Here is a 17,428-nt window from a genome sequence, read left to right as displayed (position 1 = left end):
ACTGTCTGGTTCGCGAGTAATTACGATTGGCAAATTGCTTGCATTGATCGTTCCATCTGACCTTCCGTGGGTGAAGGCCCTTGCTTCTCTAAGGGCATGATCATTATGCGATTCGGGTTTATGATGCCGAACGGTAGATAAACAAAAGCCCCCTTTGGAGCACCTATGCAGACTTTGTACCCGCAGATCAAACCCTACGCCCGGCACGATCTGGCTGTGGAAAAGCCTCATGTGTTGTACGTCGATGAAAGTGGTTCGCCTGAGGGTTTGCCCGTCGTATTTATTCACGGCGGGCCGGGCGCGGGTTGTGATGCCCAGAGTCGTCGTTTTTTTGACCCGAACATGTATCGCATCATCACCTTCGACCAGCGCGGCTGCGGCCGTTCAACGCCCCACGCCAGCCTCGAAAACAACACCACCTGGCATTTGGTGGAAGACCTGGAGCGCATTCGTCAGCACTTGGGCATCGAAAAATGGGTGTTGTTCGGTGGTTCGTGGGGTTCGACCTTGGCGCTGGCCTACGCACAAACCCATCCTGAGCGCGTGCATGCATTGATTCTGCGCGGCATCTTTTTGGCCCGTGCGCAGGAAATCGAATGGTTCTATCAGAAAGGCGCGAGCCGACTGTTCCCGGACTACTGGCAGGACTATCTGGCGCCGATTCCACTGGATGAGCGCGGCGATTTGCTCAGTGCTTTCCATAAGCGCTTGACCGGTGCAGATCAGATCGCGCAAATGCATGCGGCCAAGGCCTGGTCAACGTGGGAAGGGCGCTGCGCGACGATGCGGCCCAATCCGGCAGTGGTCGATCGGTTTTCAGAGCCGCAGCGCGCGCTGTCCATCGCCCGTATCGAATGCCATTACTTCACCAACAATGCATTTCTTGAAGAGAATCAGCTGATTCGCGACATGCCCAAGATCGCTCATTTACCGGGTGTCATCGTACACGGGCGCTATGACGTGATTTGCCCGCTGGATAACGCGTGGGAATTGCACCAAGCCTGGCCAAACAGTGAATTGCAGGTGATTCGTGACGCGGGGCACGCTGCATCGGAACCGTGCATCACGGACGCATTGGTGCGTGCGGCGAACCAGATTGGTCGTCGTCTGCTCGATTTGCCACCCGAAGAGGCGTAAGCGTCAACGATGAAAGGTCTTTTACAGCGCGTGAGTAGTGCCCGGGTCGAAGTGGCGGGCGAAAATGTGGGCGCTATAGATCAGGGATTATTGGTATTAATCGGCGTAGAGCCTCAAGACACCCGATCCAGTGCCGACACGTTACTGCGCAAGCTGCTGAACTACCGCGTGTTCAGCGATGCTAACGGCAAAATGAACCTGTCACTGACTGACGTCGGCGGCGGTTTGCTGTTGGTCTCGCAGTTCACATTGGCCGCTGACACTAAAAGCGGCTTGCGCCCGAGCTTTTCAAAAGCCGCACCGCCCCTGTTGGCAGATGAACTGTTCAGCTATCTATTAGCGCAGGCTAAAGTCATGCATCGTTCGGTCAAAGCGGGCCAATTTGGTGCGGATATGCAGGTACACCTGGTCAATGATGGCCCTGTGACATTTTTGCTTGAGAGCTAAACAGGCGTTTGCCGTGGCACGTCCGGATTTATTAGATGGAAAAGCGATAAATAGTTCATCGGACCTGATGCGTTGTAACGCGGGCTACTAGATAATCGCGCGCTACGGGGATCAACGTTCGTTGACCCAATGATATAGCCAGAGGCTGGTCCGACGCTGTGCAGGGAATCATTACGCCCTTCCGGAGTCGGAACAATGCTCGCCAATTCGCCATGCGTTACCAGGCTGTTGGTTTTTTGATCTGTTTTTCGGCGAGGGTTGCTCGTGATTGTTAGTCCCTGTATTGCTCCAATGACACCTGCTAAACGGTTGCGCAGTGCTCTGCTGGCTGGCTCGGCACTGATCTGTCTGTTCGGCTCGAGTTCGCTTTGGGCGTTCGATCTTGAAGACGTCGCGGCCAAGGCTAAAGACCTTGCCGGGCAAAAATTCGAAGCGCCCAAGAGCAATTTGCCCAACGAATTTCGCGACATGAAGTTCGCCGACTATCAGAAAATTCGTTTCATTCAAGACAAGGGCCTCTGGGCTGGGGACAAGACGCCGTTCAAGGTGTCCTTCTACCACCAGGGTATGCACTTCGATACACCGGTCAAAATCAACGAAGTCACCGCTACTGACGTCCAGGAAATCAAATACGACCCCAGTCATTTCGATTTCGGCGACGTAAAGTTCGACCCAAAAGCCACTGAAAATCTCGGTTACGCCGGATTCCGTGTGCTGTACCCGATCAATAAAGACGACAAGAACGACGAAATCATGACGATGCTGGGCGCGAGTTACTTCCGCGTGATCGGCAAAGGTCAGGTTTACGGTCTGTCTGCCCGCGGCATGGCCATCGACACCGCGATGCCATCGGGTGAAGAATTTCCTAGATTCACCGAGTTCTGGATCGAGCGTCCAAACCCGGATGACAACCATCTGGTCATTTACGCACTGCTGGATTCGCCCCGCGCAACAGGCGCTTATCAACTGACCCTGCGCCCGGGCACTAACACCCTGGTTGACGTCAAATCGCGCATGTACTTGCGCGACAAGGTTGGCAAACTGGGCGTTGCTCCCCTGACCAGCATGTTCCTGTTCGGCGCCAATCAACCGTCCCGCGTGCTCAACTACCGTCACGAGCTGCATGACTCCAGCGGTCTGTCGATTCAGGCAGCCAATGGCGAGTGGATCTGGCGTCCGTTGAATAACCCGAAACACCTTGCCGTCAGTAACTTCTCGGTCGAGAACCCGCGCGGCTTCGGTCTGCTACAGCGTGGCCGTAACTTCAGCCATTACGAAGACCTGGATGATCGCTACGACAAACGCCCAAGTGCCTGGATCGAGCCAAAAGGCGACTGGGGCAAAGGCACCGTCGATCTGGTAGAAATTCCGACCGCAGATGAAACCAACGACAACATCGTTGCGTTCTGGAAGCCGGCCGTTGTTGCCGACCCAGGCCAACCGATGGACTTCAATTACCGGATCCACTGGACCATGGACGAAGATTCGATTCATTCGCCGGACTTGGGCTGGGTAAAACAAACTCTGCGTTCTACCGGTGACGTCAAGCAATCGAACCTGGTTCGTCAGCCTGATGGCAGCGTCGCTTTCCTGGTCGACTTCGAAGGCCCGGTGCTTACCAAGTTGGGTCAAGACCCGGCGATTCGTAGCCAAGTGACCACCGACGACAACACCGACCTGATTGAAAACAATCTACGCTACAACCCAGTGACTAAAGGCTGGCGCTTGACCCTGCGGCTGAAAGTCAAAGACGCCAACAAGTCGATCGACCTGAAGGCTTACTTACTGCGTGAAGTGCCTGCCGAGCCGGGTAAAGAACCTGCGCTTATCGCTGAAAAGGCTGACAAGAAGGTTCAGAAGAAGGCTGATACCAAGCCGGCTCCTGCGCCTGCCGCACCGAAGGATGAAAAAACCGTCAAGGCCGACACGGCCAAGCCGGCTGAGGCAACTAAACCTGCTGATACCAAGCCCGATGCTGGCAAGGCTGACGCCGCAAAAGCCGACGTAGCGAAAGCTGATGCGGCGAAAGAGAACAAAGAAGCCGCGCAGCCTGCTAACGAAGCTGCCCCAACTAATCCGGAACCGGCCAAGAGCATACAAGTCTTGACCGAGACCTGGAGCTACCAGTTGCCCGCCGATGAGTGATTCCCAAACCGTGCCAGTGTCTCTGACCGAGTACCTGGCGCATTTGCCAATGAACGATGCTCAGCGGGCGGAACTCGCCAACTGCACATCCTTCGCCCAGCTGCATGAACGTCTTTCCATGCAGCCGGCGGCAGATGCTGCCAACGCCGCTCAGGCGTCTGTTGGTCGTCGCCTGACATTGACCACCGCCGACGAACTGGAAGAGGCAGAAATGCTTGTTCTCGACGCCAGCGGTAGGGTTTGCCTCAAAGCCACGCCGCCGATTCGTCGGACCAAAGTCGTGCCCGAGCCTTGGCGCACCAACATCCTGGTGCGTATCTGGCGGCGGATGACCGGCCGCACCAATCTTCCTGATCCACCCCAGCGCGAATTGCCTCAGGCCCGTTGGCGGTTTGTAGGTTCGCTGCGCCGCTACATTTTGCTGGTGCTGATGCTGGGTCAAACCATCGTCGCCAGCTTCTACATGAAAGGCATCATGCCGTATCAAGGCTGGTCGTTCGTGTCGTGGGACGAAGTATCGAGTCAGTCATTGACCCAAACAGCGTGGCAAGTACTGCCTTACGCTCTGCAAACCAGCATTTTGTTGCTCTTCGGGATTTTGTTCTGTTGGGTGTCAGCGGGTTTCTGGACGGCGCTGATGGGCTTTCTGGAACTGCTCACTGGGCACGACAAATACCGCATCTCCGGTGCTAGCGCGGGTGACGAGCCGATTGAAAAGGGTGCCCGAACGGCTCTGGTGATGCCGATTTGCAACGAAGACGTCGCTCGCGTGTTTGCCGGTTTGCGCGCCACGTTCGAGTCAGTCGCTGCCACTGGCGATCTGGATCGTTTTGACTTCTTCGTGTTGAGCGACACCAACGACACGGACATTGCGGTGGCTGAGCAACAGTCCTGGCTTGACGTATGTCGCGAAACCAATGGCTTCGGCAAGATTTTTTACCGCCGCCGTCGTCGCCGCGTGAAACGTAAAAGTGGCAACCTCGACGACTTCTGCCGTCGCTGGGGCGGCGATTACCGCTACATGGTTGTGCTGGATGCCGACAGCGTCATGAGCGGTGAATGCCTGACCAGCCTGGTGCGCTTGATGGAAGCCACGCCAGACGCCGGCATTATCCAGACCGCGCCACGGGCGTCGGGCATGGACACGCTTTATGCGCGCATGCAGCAATTTGCTACGCGGGTATACGGTCCACTGTTTACGGCCGGCTTGCACTTCTGGCAGTTGGGCGAATCCCACTATTGGGGACACAACGCAATCATCCGTATGAAGCCGTTTATCGAGCACTGCGCTTTGGCGCCACTGCCTGGTAAGGGCGCTTTCGCCGGTGCGATTCTGTCCCACGACTTCGTCGAAGCTGCGCTTATGCGACGTGCCGGATGGGGCGTGTGGATTGCCTACGACTTGCCCGGCAGCTATGAAGAATTACCGCCTAACCTGCTGGATGAACTCAAGCGCGACCGTCGTTGGTGCCACGGCAACCTGATGAACTTCCGGTTGTTCTTGGTCAAGGGCATGCACCCGGTTCACCGTGCAGTGTTTCTGACCGGCGTGATGTCGTACTTGTCGGCGCCGCTGTGGTTCTTCTTTTTGGTGCTGTCGACCGCGCTGTTGGCGGTCAACACGCTGATGGAGCCGCAGTATTTCATGGCGCCACGCCAGCTCTATCCGCTGTGGCCACAATGGCACCCGGACAAGGCCGTTGCGCTGTTCTCGACCACCATCGTGCTGTTGTTCTTGCCTAAGCTGTTGAGCATTATCTTGATCTGGGCCAAAGGCTCGGTTGGTTTCGGCGGTCGGATCAAAGTGACCCTGTCGATGCTCATGGAAATGTTTTTCTCGGTGCTGTTGGCGCCGGTACGGATGTTGTTCCACACCCGTTTTGTATTGGCTGCCTTCCTGGGCTGGGCCGCAACCTGGGACTCGCCGCAACGCGATGATGGCTCTACGTCGTGGCTCGAAGCGACCAAGCGCCACGGTCCTCAGACCTTGTTGGGTGCGTGCTGGGCGCTGTTGGTGGCGTCGCTCAACCCAAGCTTCCTCTGGTGGTTGGCGCCTATCGTCGGTTCCTTGATGCTGTCGATCCCGGTCTCGGTGATTTCCAGCCGGGTCACGCTTGGTCTCAAAGCGCGGGACGAGAAGCTGTTCCTTATTCCTGAGGAATATGCGCCGCCGCCAGAGCTGATTGCGACGGACAAGTACAACCATGAAAACCGCTGGCATGCACTGAAACAGGGTTTCATTCGGGCGGTGGTAGATCCTCAGCAGAATGCACTGGCGTGTGCCTTGGCCACGTCGCGGCACCTGCAGTCAGAGCCGGTAGAAGGGACGCGTATCGAACGCGTTCGTCAGGCGATGAAGGTGGGTCCGGATAATCTCACCAACCAGGAGCGTCTGATGCTGCTAAGCGACCCGGTTGCCTTGGCGCGCTTGCATGAGCAAGTCTGGAGTGAAGGTCATCCGCAATGGCTGGCGGCATGGCGAGAGTCAATCGCTGCCGACCCGCACGCGCCCCTGTTGCCCCTGCAACCGGTGACCCACTCCTTAGAGCCGTTACTGGTTAACGCCTGATAACGTCCTGAAGTGAAATGAAAACGCCGCTGAGGTCATTCTCAGCGGCTTTTTTTTGCGCTGATTCCCTGTAGGAGCCAACGTGTTGGCGAGGGTCCGACTCGGTCCGTCTAAACGATAGCCTCGCCAACACTTTGGCTCTACAGATTAAACCGGCTCAACAATCCCTGAAGGCGAGTACCCAATCGCGCCAGTTCAATGCTGGAGGCGGCGGTCTCTTCGCTGGCGGCCGCAGTTTGTTCGGAGATGTCTCTGACGTTCAATACACTGCGGGTGATTTCCTCGGCCACGGCAGTTTGTTGTTCTCCTGCCGTCGCGATCTGTTGATTCATGCTCTGAATCGTCGACACCGTGCGGGTGATCTGTTCCAAGGCATGGCCGGCTTGACGGCTGAGTTCGACGCCTTTGTCGGTGAGGGTGCGGCTATTGTCGAGGGACGACGCGACCTGTTGCGTGCCGTTCTGCAAGGCAGCAATTAATTCTTCAATTTCTTCCGTGGACTGCTGCGTGCGCTTTGCCAGGCTGCGCACTTCATCAGCCACCACCGCGAACCCGCGCCCGGCTTCTCCCGCCCGCGCGGCCTCAATGGCAGCGTTTAGCGCCAATAGATTGGTTTGTTGCGACACCGACTTGATCACGTCCAGCACGCTGCCAATTTTGTCGCTTTCGGTCTTGAGCTGGGTCATGGCGTGAGTCGAATGCACAACCTCGGCCGCCAGCAGTTCAATTTGGGTGATCGCTTCGGACACTACTTTGTCCCCGTCACGCGCTTGTTGATCGGCCTGAGTAGCCGCGTGGGAAGCCTCTTCAGCGTTGCGTGCGACTTCCATAACGGTAGCGGTCATCTCATTCATGGCGGTGGCGACCTGATCGGTTTCGTCTTTTTGCGTGGTCACGCCGACGCTGGTCTGCTCCGTCACCGCAGACAACTGTTCCGCTGCGCTGGCGATTTGGGTCACGCCGTCGCCGATTCCGCCAATCAGCTCGCGCAGGCTTAGGGTCATTTGCTGCATGCTGGCTTGCAACTGGCCCATTTCATCACTGCGTTCGATGATCAGGTCGTGGCTTAAGTCGCCTTGAGCGATCCGGCCCGCGGCTACCAGGGTTTGCTGCAAGGGCACGATGATTTGCTGGGTCATCAACCACGCGGCGAAAAGACCCAGCAATAACGCCAGACTGGCGACACTGACCAGCGTCGTACGCGCTCGGGCCGCCTCAGTGTCGCGCTGAATCACCTGCTTGCTGCTCAACTCGGCGCTAGAGGCGAGCAGCGTATCGCCCAATGCTGCCATGGTCTCCTGCGCAGTCTCGGTTTTGACCTGCATTTCCTTGAACTCGCTGAGTCGGGCGCGATAATCCTGCAGCGTCTGATTAGCCTGTTGCAGTCCACCAACAGTGGCATCGGCTTGATCTTGGGCGATCTGGCTGACCTCTTTGATCGCTTCGTCGATGGCAGTGAGGGCCGCCAGTTCATAGCTTTCCTGACCGCTGAAGGTATAAGCCTGAACCTGATAGCGGGCCACCTGGATCTGCTGGCGTAACTGCGAAATATTGGTGAATTCCTCAAGCCGGTCGCTGCTGTCCTGCTCTTGACTGACCGCTTTCAAAACTTCAGTTTCCACCTGCGCTACTGTTTGCATGGCGTGCTCGGATTGTTTTTCGAGCTGTATGCGGGTCTTTTCGCGGTCTCTCAGGGTTTGGGCCAGTTGCTCAAATATACTTTCAAACTTACGCACATTTTCGCTCTGATCGGACAGCAGCGTCAGGCTGCCGGGGTCGTCCATGCTTTTGCGTAACGCGTCGAGTTGGTCTTCCAGCTCATTTAGACGCTTGACCACTGCAGCGGCGGACTCAGGTGTGTTCTCGATGCGAAAGAAGGTTCGCTCAATGCGTAAGTCTTTGGTCGCACTGCTCAGTTGCCCAATCGCGGACAGCGATTCCGAGCGCTCGACCATGGTGTCTAGCCCGTGCCAGCCGGTCAGTGTGATCACCAGCGTCAACAGTAAAACCAGGCCAAAGCCTACGGCGAGTTTGAGTTTGACGCGGGTATTGCCAAGCATTTTGGACAGGGATTGGAACATGAGAAGTTCTCCTGTGATGACGACGAGACGTCGGCGAAACAGAATTTCGCCTTGATCAGCGCATCGGCAGGAGAGGGTGTTGCGCGACCTGAATCGGTCGTAGGAAAATTCTGAATATTCAAAAAGGGAGCTCAGCCCCCAGTGTTTACTGGGGGCTGGCTAGCAGCGCGTTCTAGACTTTGAACGTGCCAACCAGTGTTTGCAGCTGATTGCCCAAGCGTGCCAGTTCGACGCTGGAAGCTGCGGTTTCCTTGCTGGCGGCGGATGTTTGTTCAGATACGTCGCGCACGTTCAGTACGCTGCGGTTAATCTCTTCGGCCGTAGCACTCTGCTGTTCAGCGGCGGCAGCGATTTGCAGGTTCATAGACTGAATCGCCGAAACGGTGCGTGTGATGTTTCCCAGCGAGCTACCGGCGCGACGGGTCAAATCGACGCTGCTGACGGTCAGGTTGCGGCTGTTTTCCATGATTTTCGCCACTTGCTGCGTGCCATTCTGCACGCCAGCGATCAGTTCTTCGATCTCCTCGGTGGACTTCTGCGTGCGCTGGGCGAGGCTGCGTACTTCGTCCGCCACCACCGCAAAACCTCGGCCCGCCTCACCGGCGCGTGCCGCCTCGATGGCGGCGTTGAGCGCCAACAGGTTAGTTTGTTGAGCCACGGACTTGATCACATCGAGTACGCTGCCGATTTTGTCGCTTTCGCGCTTGAGTTCGTTCATCGCTTCGGTTGAGTTGCCCACTTCACCGGCCAACAGCTCGATCTGGGCGATGGCTTCGTTGACCACTCGATCACCCTCGCGGGCTTGCTGATCGGCGGCAACGGCGGCTTCGGATGCTTCTTCTGCGTTACGCGCGACTTCTTGAACCGTAGCGGTCATTTCGTGCATGGCGGCAGCCACTTGATCGGTTTCAAGCTTCTGGCTATCGACGCCCGCGTTGGTTTTTTCGGTAACGTCCGACAGTTGCTCGGCGGCGTTGGCAATCTTGGTCACGCCCTCGCTGATGCCTGCGACTAATACCCGCAGGCCCACCGTCATGTGCTGAATGGCGCGTTGCAATTGGCCCAATTCATCCCGCCGTTCGACTTGCAAATCCTGGCTCAAGTCGCCTGAGGCGACTCGCTCCACGACCTTGAGTGTCTCTCGCAATGGGACCACGATTTGACGGGTGATGGCCCAGGCCGATATCACCCCAAACAACGCCGCGAGCGCCATGGCAAGGGTAAGCATGGACCGCGCTTGAGCGCTGTCTGCATCACGTCGGGCATTTTGCGAGTCGGTCAATTGAGTGCTGAGCCCTTGTAGGCGTTTGCCCTGGATCGCCATTTTTTCCAGCGCTTGCTTGCTCAGCATCTGCGCATCGCGGTATTGGCCGACAGCGTCACGGTAAGCCTTGAGCGCATCGCTGGCGTCTTTGAGTTTGACCAGGTACTCAGACGGTATTGAGCCCGGCAGGCTATTAAGACCGACTAATGCTTCGTCGATGGCCGCCGTAGCGCTCTTTTCGAATTCCGGCTTGGCGCTGTAGGTGTAACCGAGCACCTGAAAGCGCGCTTGTTGAATCAGCTTACTCAGGTACACCACATTGTTGAACTCAAGGATGCTGTCGCCTTGGAGCAGGGATTCCTCAATGCCGGACACTTTCTCCACGGCAAGGTCGGCGGTGGCCCCAAGATGGTCGCGGCTTGCTTCGCGCGTCTGGATGGCCTGGGTCATCTCACTGAAGGCGCGGCGATATAGGCTGTTCCCCTCTGCCTGCTCGTCGAGCATTTTTTGATCAGTTGGCGCTTCTAGCAGGGCGTGGGCTCGGGCGATGCCTTGCTCAATGTGATCGAGTGCGTCGGTCACTTCCTTCGCGGATTCTGTATTAAAAAACGACTCGTAGTGCAACCGTGCGATACGCAATTGGGTGGTCAAGTCAGTCAGTCGGGTGATAGATGCCAGCTTGTCGCCCCTATCAATCAGCGTCGACACGCTGAACCAGCCCGTCAGGGTGATCAGCACCGTTAGCACTAACACCGTGCCGAAGCCGCTAGCCAGTTTCAGACTAACGCTTACGTTTCCCAGGTTTCGCACTAACCAGCGGTACATGGCAGCCCCTCGACTTTTAGTTGTTATAAATGTGCTTGTCTATCGGCGGGATAGTTGGGAACTGTAGCGCTGACTTACCGACGGTTCGGTCAGGTTTAAAACAACCGGGCAAGGAGGGCGGTAACGGCGGTTTCAACGCGCAAAATCCGCTCACCTAGTTGCACAGGTTGAAGTCCGGCTTTGTTTAACAGGTCAACTTCGTAGGGTATCCAGCCGCCTTCTGGGCCGATGGCCAGCGTCACCGGTTGAGCGATGCCGCGTGGGCAGGCGGGGTAGTCGCCGGGGTGGCCGACTAACCCCAGAGTGCCTTCAACCAGTTGCGGTAGGCGGTCTTCAACGAAGGGTTTGAAGCGTTTTTCAATGATGATCTCGGGCAGCACGCTGTCGCGGGCTTGCTCCAGGCCGAGGATCAGTTGTTCACGGATGGCTTCAGGTTCAAGGAACGGGGTCTGCCAAAAGCTTTTTTCGACTCGGTAGCTGTTGAGCAAAATCACTCGAGGCACGCCCATTGTCGCGATCGTCTGGAACACACGGCGGAGCATTTTCGGCCGGGGAAGGGCCAGCAGCAGGGTCAGCGGCAGTTTGGCTGGCGGCGCACGATCAAGGTTGATTCGCAGCTCGGCCTCGTGGTTTTCCAGCCGCATTAGCTCGGCTGAGCCCAGCAGGCCGCCAAGTTGCCCTACTCGCAGCGTGTCACCCACCACTGCGCGATGCACCTCTTGCATGTGTTTGAGACGGCGGTCGCGCAGCACGACCCGATCAGCCGAAATAAAGTCGGCGTCTTCGAGTAACAGTAAATTCACGGCTGGGTCGCTGGTGGCTGGTCTTGCTTGTCTTCTTCATCGGGCTGGTCATCCGGGTGATCGCCACGTTTGACGATCATTCCGCTGCACAGCACCCCTATTTCGAACAGCACCCACATTGGCACTGCGAGCAAGGTCTGCGAGAAGATGTCCGGTGGGGTCAAAATCATCCCGACGACGAAGCAGCCAATGATCACGTACGGACGCATTTTCCTCAGGTATTTGACGTCGACAATGCCGATCCATACCAGCAACACCACCGCCACCGGAATCTCGAACGCAACGCCGAACGCCAAGAATAGCGTCGTGACAAAGTCCAGGTAGCTGGCGATGTCCGTCATCATCGAGACGCCTTCGGGCGTTACGCTGGCGAAGAAGTGGAAAATCAGCGGGAAGACCAGGAAGTAAGCGAAGGCCATCCCTGAGTAGAACAGGATGATGCTCGACACCAGCAACGGCACGGCGACGCGTTTTTCATGCTTGTACAGGCCGGGAGCGATGAACCCCCAGATCTGGTGCAGGATCACCGGCATCGCCAGGAACAGTGAGCACATCATGGTCAGCTTGAACGGCGTCAGGAACGGCGACGCCACGTCGGTGGCAATCATCGTCGCGCCTTCGGGCAAGTAAACCCGAAGCGGTGCAGAAACCAGCGTGTAGATCTTCTGGGTGAAGGTGAACAACCCGGCGAAGATCAAGAAAATCGCAAAGACGCAACGCAGCAATCGCGTACGCAATTCAGTGAGGTGAGAGATCAGCGGCATCTGCTGATCGTTTTCCGGGATTTCTGCGCTCATGGGGCTCGCGGTGGCAAAGTTGAATCGTTGGCGGAAGGCTCGCTCGGAACCGGGCTCACATGTGCAGCGGGCGTTGCCGTTGCTGTCGGCATTGACGTGTCATCGGAAGGGACCACAACGGCAGCCTCGGGCGACGCCAGCGGCGCGGCAGTTAATGGCGCGTCCACTACCGAAGCTGTCGGTGGGGCAATGCTGTGGGCTTCAGCCGATGGGCTGATCGTCGCGACGGGTTCGGCCTGCATTTGCTGCGGAGGCTGTAGCGGAGCGAAAATCTTCTTCGCGTCCTCTTCCAGCGACATGATGTGCTCGTTGTGAAGCTGACGACGAATTTCGTCGGCGCCGATTTCGCGCTCCACTTCCTGTTTGATCGCGTTGAAGCTGCGTTTCAGCCGCCCAATCCACAGGCCAGCCGTGCGCGCCGCACCCGGCAGGCGCTCAGGCCCGAGAACCAACAAGGCGACGAGGCCGACGAGCAGCAGTTCAGAGAAGCTGATACCAAACATTCAACACGACCTAGTCTTTACGGATGGGCTCTTCGACTTTATGCGCTTGCACGTCGATGGTTTGCGGTTCATGCAATGTGGACGCCTGAGGTGCGGCTTGCGGCGGCTGCATGGGTTGCACCGGCGGCTGCGGTTCTGCAGGCTTTACTTCTTCTTCATTCATGGCTTTGCGAAAGCCTTTGATCGTTTCGCCGACATCCGAGCCTAGGTTTTTGAGCTTTTTGGTGCCGAATACCAGCACGACAACGACCAAAATGATGATCCAGTGTTTCCAGTCAAAAATGCCCATGAAACATTCCTCTTAATAGTGATGCTTGTTTAATCGGCCGGGCGTGCGGCTTTTTCCACGTGCCCGGACAATCCAAAACGGCGATCCAGCTCATCCAACACCGCTTGGGGGTGTTGGCCTAAGGCTGCGAGCATGACCATGCTGTGAAACCACAGGTCTGCGGTTTCGTAGATGACATCGCTGCAATCCCCGCTCACGGCGGCATCCTTGGCGGCGATGATGGTTTCGACCGATTCTTCACCGACCTTTTCCAAAATCTTGTTCAAGCCCTTGTGGTACAGGCTGGCGACGTACGAACTGTCGGCAGCGGCGCCTTTGCGTGACTCAAGCACTTCGGCCAGGCGGGCCAGGGTGTCATTCATGTGTGTGTCCTGCCTGATAGATAGCGTGCGGGTCTTTCAACACCGGGTCGACAACCTTCCAGCCAGCGTCGTCATAGACCCGATAAAAACAGCTCTCACGTCCCGTGTGACACGCGATTCCACCGACCTGTTCAACCATTAGGATAATCACGTCGGCGTCGCAATCGAGGCGCAGTTCGTGAAGCTTCTGTACATGCCCCGATTCTTCACCTTTGCGCCAAAGTTTTCCACGGGAACGCGACCAGTAAATGGCTCGGTTCTCGGCGGTGGTCAAACTCAGGGCTTCGCGGTTCATCCAGGCCATCATCAGTACGCGGCCGGTTTTGTAATCCTGAGCAATGGCAGGCACCAGGCCGTCACTGTTCCAGTTGATTTCGTCTTGCCAGTCTTTCATTGTCGACTCCGGCGGCCAGGCCTACAGGCCCGGCGGGTTAAATAGTGTGCCAGTTGCGAGCTATCGACGCACGACCAGATACAAGCCAGCGGCCAGCATGATCCAGGCAGGCCACGCCGCCAATGCGACCAATGCGCTGCCGCCGGCCGCCAAGGTCGATGCCATTACCGCGCCACCCGCCAGCAATACCGCACCGATCAGCCTTAGCGCCCAGCCATCACCGCCCCGTGGCGGCCGCTCACGCCATGGCGCAGGCGGATCCGAAGCGTGGGGCTGAGACATGCGCTCCAGCAGGTCCCGGGTCATGCCGGCCAAGTGCGGTATCTGCTCGACCTGCGATTGCAGGTTATGCAGTAAAGTTTTCGGGCTGACGCGCTCGCGCATCCAACGTTCCAGAAATGGCTGTGCGGTACTCCACAAGTCCAGTTCCGGGTACAGCTGACGGCCAAGGCCTTCAATGTTGAGCAGGGTTTTCTGCAACAACACCAGTTGCGGCTGGACTTCCATATTGAAACGACGCGCGGTCTGGAACAGGCGCATCAGCACCTGACCAAACGAAATGTCCTTTAACGGTTTCTCGAAAATCGGCTCGCACACGGTACGAATCGCGGCTTCGAACTCATTGAGTTTAGTCTCCGCAGGTACCCAGCCCGAATCGATGTGCAACTGCGCCACGCGTCGATAGTCGCGCTTGAAGAACGCAAACAAGTTACGCGCCAGATAATCCTGGTCTTCCGGGGTCAGGCTGCCGACGATGCCGCAATCGATGGCGATGTACTGCGGGCTCCACGGATTGACGGTACTCACGAAAATGTTGCCAGGGTGCATGTCGGCGTGAAAGAAGCTGTCGCGAAACACTTGAGTGAAGAAAATTTCCACCCCTCGTTCGGCCAGTAACTTCATGTCGGTACGTTGATCGGCCAAGGTCGCCAGATCAGTGACTTGAATCCCGTAGATACGCTCCATCACCAGCACTTTCGGGCGGCACCAGTCCCAATACACTTGGGGCACGTACAGCAACGGCGAGCCTTCGAAGTTGCGTTTAAGCTGGCTGGAGTTGGCCGCTTCGCGCAACAGGTCGAGTTCGTCGTAAATGGTTTTTTCGTAATCGCTGACAACATCTACCGGGTGTAGCAAGCGGGCGTCGGCCGACAGTCGCTCAGCAATCCGCGCCAAAATGAACAGCCACGCCAAGTCTTGGCCGATGATCGGTTTGAGGCCGGGGCGCACGACCTTGACCACCACTTCTTCGCCGGTTTTAAGCCGCGCAGCGTGTACTTGCGCCACCGAGGCCGAGGCCAAAGGGGCAACGTCGAAGCGGCTGAACACGGCACTGATTTTTGCGCCCAACTGTTGTTCGATCAGATTGATGGCCAACTGCGAATCGAACGGCGGCACGCGATCCTGCAAATGCATCAGCTCGTCGGCAATATCCTCAGGGAGCAGGTCGCGTCGAGTCGAGAGCAGTTGACCGAACTTGATGAAGATCGGCCCGAGGTCTTGCAGGGCTAAACGCAGGCGTGCGCCTCGGCTCAGGTCCAGGGTTTTGCGCGGGAACCAGCGCCACGGCATGACATAGCGCAAGGCGAGCATCCACCACGGCAACGGCAGGGCGAATAGCAAGTCATCAAGACGGTAGCGAATAACCACGCGTTGGATGCGAAACAAACGGCGGACGGCAAGCAGCTTCATGCGTTATCGCTGGGTTTGAGGAGGAGGGCAAGGCGCTCAACACGCGCCTCGAGACGTTCAAGGTCTTGCTTGGTCTGGTCCAATTCAGCAAAGCGCGCTTGCGCTTCGCGGTGACCGACCAGTGTGCGCGACTCCTCACTGAGGTAGTCGGCAAGGTTGTGCGTCAGGTTGGCCACGCCGTCGCGGGTCCAGCGGGCGCTACTGCGCAGATGACCGCTGAGGAGCGGACTGGCAATAGGACCGAGCCAGCGCGAGAGTTCATACTCCCAATCCAGTTCAAGGTCTTGCAGCACCCCGGCCAGCTCCAGCAAAACCGCGCTATCACCTTCCAACTCAACGTCGGGGCCATGCAATACGGCAGTTTTGTCTTGGCTCATCGCTAGGCGCAGCAGCGTCGATGCCGGTGCCCGAAGGGTACAATCGGGCTCTGCTTCCCAGTGAGCGGCCAGCAGCAAGCCTTCGTTGCTGGGCAAGATGAATAGCTGCAGCGCCGGGCTACGGCAATCAACAGCAACCACTTTGCCTGTCAGGCGTTCCAGACGTGGCAAGGCGGTGCTGTCCATTCGCAGCACACGGTTGATGCCGTGTTCGACGCTAGCGAGCAAGCCCCTGAGTATCATCAGGGTTTGATGCCGCGATGCAGGGCGACGATGCCTGCGGTCATGTTGTGGTAAGTCACGCGGTCGAAGCCGGCTTCTACCATCATCGATTTCAGGGTTTCCTGATTCGGGTGCATGCGGATCGACTCTGCCAGGTAGCGGTAGCTTTCAGAGTCGTTGGTGATCAACTTGCCCATCAGCGGCATGAAGGCGAACGAGTACGCGTCATAGGCTTTGGACATCAGCTTGTTGGTCGGTTTGGAAAACTCCAGGACCAACAGGCGACCGCCGGGCTTGAGTACCCGCAGCATCGAGCGTAGGGCATCTTCTTTATGGGTCACGTTGCGCAGGCCGAAAGCGATGGTCACGCAGTCGAAATGGTTGTCTGGGAACGGCAGTTTTTCCGCGTCCGCCTGGACGAACTTGACGTTGCCCGCCACGCCTAGGTCAAGCAGCCGGTCGCGACCCACCTTGAGCATCGACGCGTTGATATCGGCCAACACGACTTCGCCGGTCGGTCCGACCAAATGCGAGAATTTTTTCGTCAAATCACCGGTGCCCCCGGCGATATCCAGCACTCGGTTGCCGGTCCGTACGCCGGACAACTCGATGGCAAAACGCTTCCACAGCCGGTGCATGCCACCAGACAGTAAGTCATTCATCAAGTCATATTTGGCCGCTACAGAGTGGAAAACCTCAGCAACCTTCTCGGCTTTCTGGCTTTCCGGCACGTTTTTGAAACCGAAGTGAGTGGTGGGTTCGGCATCGCTGCCTTTGCGCTGATCATTCATGTCGCTGTCACCGGAAGAGAATGCCGGTCATTCTAATCCCGGAGGCTGGCTTTGTCTTGGCAAGGCTTAATGTAAGTATAGTGACGCGCCGGGACCGATTGACGCATCCGACGTTAATTGAGTGCTGGCTGAACCTATGGATACAGGAGTTCTTCGATGGCCCGAATTAGCGTTGAACGTGCCCACGACCTAGGTCGTGAAGCAGCAAAAGAGAAAGCCGAAATACTGGTGCAGAAACTGGCCGAGAAATATTCGGTCGAGCCAAAGTGGTCAGGCGACACCGTCAAACTGGCGGGTTCAGGCGTGAGCGGCACCGTGAGTGTGTTTGATGAAGTGATCACCGTTGAGGTTGAAGTCGGCTTCCTGATGTCAGCGTTCAGCAGCACCATCAAGAGTGAAATCGAAAAAGCGCTGGATAAAGCGTTGGTGTGACAGGACTTCCCCACAGGTCTTGTGTTGGCTGCCGATAGCGCCCGGGTTGCCCGAAGTAGCCGTAGGAGCCAACTTGTTGGCGAGGGTCCTTCGGACCTGATCGCAGCCTTCGGCACCTGCTTCAGAAATCTGTGCAGCCCCAGAATCTGTGGGACCGAATTTATTCGGGAAGGCTTCAGTCCTGACACCCTGCAACCTCAAACCACACAAAGTGCCACCCAGTTTGCTGCGCGACAGCGCAGCGTCGAAGACGTGGCGGACCCTCCTACAGAGATTGCGTATCTACAAAGAGTGAACA

Annotated in this window: 16 protein-coding genes and 2 pseudogenes; 5 read left to right on the top strand and 13 right to left on the bottom strand. The window is 57.2% G+C overall.

What is annotated here, in order from left to right:
• The first annotated feature begins 165 nt into the window (after positions 1 to 165).
• From pip to mdoH, 4 genes are all read left to right on the top strand, one after another.
• The gene (gene pip / locus RHM59_RS14865) at positions 166 to 1,137 is read left to right on the top strand and encodes a prolyl aminopeptidase (RefSeq protein ID WP_322167208.1); all 972 of its coding nucleotides are present in this window, start codon (positions 166 to 168) and stop codon (positions 1,135 to 1,137) included.
• A gap of 9 nt (positions 1,138 to 1,146) precedes the next feature.
• On the top strand, positions 1,147 to 1,584 hold the full coding sequence (gene dtd, locus RHM59_RS14860; RefSeq protein WP_322167209.1) for a D-aminoacyl-tRNA deacylase: 438 nt from the start codon (positions 1,147 to 1,149) through the stop codon (positions 1,582 to 1,584).
• A 258-nt stretch (positions 1,585 to 1,842) separates the two neighbouring features.
• On the top strand, positions 1,843 to 3,729 hold the full coding sequence (locus tag RHM59_RS14855) for a glucan biosynthesis protein G (RefSeq protein WP_322224538.1): 1,887 nt from the start codon (positions 1,843 to 1,845) through the stop codon (positions 3,727 to 3,729).
• The gene (mdoH, locus tag RHM59_RS14850; protein WP_322167211.1) at positions 3,722 to 6,298 is read left to right on the top strand and encodes a glucans biosynthesis glucosyltransferase MdoH; all 2,577 of its coding nucleotides are present in this window, start codon (positions 3,722 to 3,724) and stop codon (positions 6,296 to 6,298) included. Before RHM59_RS14855 ends, mdoH begins: the two co-directional genes overlap by 8 nt.
• A 140-nt stretch (positions 6,299 to 6,438) precedes the next feature.
• Here the strand turns inward: mdoH and RHM59_RS25550 are convergent, their stop codons facing one another.
• From RHM59_RS25550 to ubiE, 13 genes and pseudogenes are all read right to left on the bottom strand, one after another.
• On the bottom strand, positions 6,439 to 7,128 hold the full coding sequence (locus RHM59_RS25550) for a methyl-accepting chemotaxis protein (protein WP_416195098.1): 690 nt from the start codon (positions 7,126 to 7,128) through the stop codon (positions 6,439 to 6,441).
• Between the two features lie 213 nt (positions 7,129 to 7,341).
• Positions 7,342 to 8,253: pseudogene (locus RHM59_RS25545) on the bottom strand (methyl-accepting chemotaxis protein); the annotation flags it as partial.
• Between the two features lie 298 nt (positions 8,254 to 8,551).
• Positions 8,552 to 9,256, bottom strand: a complete 705-nt coding sequence (locus tag RHM59_RS25540) for a methyl-accepting chemotaxis protein (RefSeq protein WP_416195097.1) — start codon at positions 9,254 to 9,256, stop codon at positions 8,552 to 8,554.
• Positions 9,257 to 9,460: 204 nt separating this feature from the next.
• Positions 9,461 to 10,468 (bottom strand): annotated as a pseudogene (locus RHM59_RS25535) (methyl-accepting chemotaxis protein); the annotation flags it as partial.
• Between the two features lie 95 nt (positions 10,469 to 10,563).
• Complete coding sequence (locus RHM59_RS14835) at positions 10,564 to 11,271, bottom strand: 16S rRNA (uracil(1498)-N(3))-methyltransferase (protein ID WP_322167214.1); 708 nt, start codon at positions 11,269 to 11,271, stop codon at positions 10,564 to 10,566.
• Complete coding sequence (tatC, locus tag RHM59_RS14830; protein ID WP_322167215.1) at positions 11,268 to 12,068, bottom strand: twin-arginine translocase subunit TatC; 801 nt, start codon at positions 12,066 to 12,068, stop codon at positions 11,268 to 11,270. Before tatC ends, RHM59_RS14835 begins: the two co-directional genes overlap by 4 nt.
• Positions 12,065 to 12,571 (bottom strand): Sec-independent protein translocase protein TatB, encoded by a 507-nt coding sequence (gene tatB / locus RHM59_RS14825; protein WP_322167216.1) that lies wholly within the window; start codon positions 12,569 to 12,571, stop codon positions 12,065 to 12,067. Before tatB ends, tatC begins: the two co-directional genes overlap by 4 nt.
• Before the next feature lie 10 nt (positions 12,572 to 12,581).
• Complete coding sequence (locus tag RHM59_RS14820; protein WP_322167217.1) at positions 12,582 to 12,860, bottom strand: twin-arginine translocase TatA/TatE family subunit; 279 nt, start codon at positions 12,858 to 12,860, stop codon at positions 12,582 to 12,584.
• Between the two features lie 29 nt (positions 12,861 to 12,889).
• Positions 12,890 to 13,222, bottom strand: coding sequence for a phosphoribosyl-ATP diphosphatase (locus RHM59_RS14815; protein WP_322167218.1), 333 nt, complete (start codon positions 13,220 to 13,222; stop codon positions 12,890 to 12,892).
• The gene (gene hisI / locus RHM59_RS14810) at positions 13,215 to 13,616 is read right to left on the bottom strand and encodes a phosphoribosyl-AMP cyclohydrolase (protein ID WP_322167219.1); all 402 of its coding nucleotides are present in this window, start codon (positions 13,614 to 13,616) and stop codon (positions 13,215 to 13,217) included. Before hisI ends, RHM59_RS14815 begins: the two co-directional genes overlap by 8 nt.
• Before the next feature lie 60 nt (positions 13,617 to 13,676).
• The gene (ubiB, locus tag RHM59_RS14805; RefSeq protein WP_322167220.1) at positions 13,677 to 15,308 is read right to left on the bottom strand and encodes a ubiquinone biosynthesis regulatory protein kinase UbiB; all 1,632 of its coding nucleotides are present in this window, start codon (positions 15,306 to 15,308) and stop codon (positions 13,677 to 13,679) included.
• On the bottom strand, positions 15,305 to 15,928 hold the full coding sequence (locus RHM59_RS14800; RefSeq protein ID WP_322167221.1) for a ubiquinone biosynthesis accessory factor UbiJ: 624 nt from the start codon (positions 15,926 to 15,928) through the stop codon (positions 15,305 to 15,307). The genes ubiB and RHM59_RS14800 overlap by 4 nt, the downstream gene beginning before the upstream one ends.
• Positions 15,928 to 16,698 carry a bifunctional demethylmenaquinone methyltransferase/2-methoxy-6-polyprenyl-1,4-benzoquinol methylase UbiE gene (gene ubiE / locus RHM59_RS14795; protein ID WP_322167222.1) on the bottom strand — a complete coding sequence of 257 codons (771 nt, stop codon included), beginning with the start codon at positions 16,696 to 16,698 and terminating at the stop codon, positions 15,928 to 15,930. Before ubiE ends, RHM59_RS14800 begins: the two co-directional genes overlap by 1 nt.
• A 156-nt stretch (positions 16,699 to 16,854) precedes the next feature.
• Between ubiE and RHM59_RS14790 the strand changes: the two genes are divergently transcribed.
• A complete protein-coding gene (locus tag RHM59_RS14790; RefSeq protein ID WP_322167223.1) occupies positions 16,855 to 17,130 on the top strand; it encodes a polyhydroxyalkanoic acid system family protein in 276 nt (91 codons plus the stop codon).
• Positions 17,131 to 17,428: the final 298 nt, after the last annotated feature.

This window comes from Pseudomonas sp. MH10 (assembly GCF_034353045.1).
GTDB lineage: Bacteria > Pseudomonadota > Gammaproteobacteria > Pseudomonadales > Pseudomonadaceae > Aquipseudomonas.
Note: the sequence above shows the minus strand (reverse complement) of the source record. Positions and strands in the feature narration are given on the sequence as shown.

Excerpts from the sequence above, each read along its gene's own strand:
- pip (WP_322167208.1), top strand. The coding sequence starts at position 166 with ATGCAGACTTTGTACCCGCAGATCAAACCCTACGCCCGGCACGATCTG.
- dtd (WP_322167209.1), top strand. The coding sequence starts at position 1,147 with ATGAAAGGTCTTTTACAGCGCGTGAGTAGTGCCCGGGTCGAAGTGGCG.
- mdoH (WP_322167211.1), top strand. The coding sequence starts at position 3,722 with ATGAGTGATTCCCAAACCGTGCCAGTGTCTCTGACCGAGTACCTGGCG.
- RHM59_RS25550 (WP_416195098.1), bottom strand. The coding sequence starts at position 7,128 with ATGGAAGTCGCACGCAACGCTGAAGAGGCTTCCCACGCGGCTACTCAG.
- RHM59_RS25540 (WP_416195097.1), bottom strand. The coding sequence starts at position 9,256 with ATGACCGCTACGGTTCAAGAAGTCGCGCGTAACGCAGAAGAAGCATCC.
- tatC (WP_322167215.1), bottom strand. The coding sequence starts at position 12,068 with ATGAGCGCAGAAATCCCGGAAAACGATCAGCAGATGCCGCTGATCTCT.
- tatB (WP_322167216.1), bottom strand. The coding sequence starts at position 12,571 with ATGTTTGGTATCAGCTTCTCTGAACTGCTGCTCGTCGGCCTCGTCGCC.
- RHM59_RS14820 (WP_322167217.1), bottom strand. The coding sequence starts at position 12,860 with ATGGGCATTTTTGACTGGAAACACTGGATCATCATTTTGGTCGTTGTC.
- RHM59_RS14815 (WP_322167218.1), bottom strand. The coding sequence starts at position 13,222 with ATGAATGACACCCTGGCCCGCCTGGCCGAAGTGCTTGAGTCACGCAAA.
- hisI (WP_322167219.1), bottom strand. The coding sequence starts at position 13,616 with ATGAAAGACTGGCAAGACGAAATCAACTGGAACAGTGACGGCCTGGTG.
- ubiB (WP_322167220.1), bottom strand. The coding sequence starts at position 15,308 with ATGAAGCTGCTTGCCGTCCGCCGTTTGTTTCGCATCCAACGCGTGGTT.
- RHM59_RS14800 (WP_322167221.1), bottom strand. The coding sequence starts at position 15,928 with ATGATACTCAGGGGCTTGCTCGCTAGCGTCGAACACGGCATCAACCGT.
- ubiE (WP_322167222.1), bottom strand. The coding sequence starts at position 16,698 with ATGAATGATCAGCGCAAAGGCAGCGATGCCGAACCCACCACTCACTTC.
- RHM59_RS14790 (WP_322167223.1), top strand. The coding sequence starts at position 16,855 with ATGGCCCGAATTAGCGTTGAACGTGCCCACGACCTAGGTCGTGAAGCA.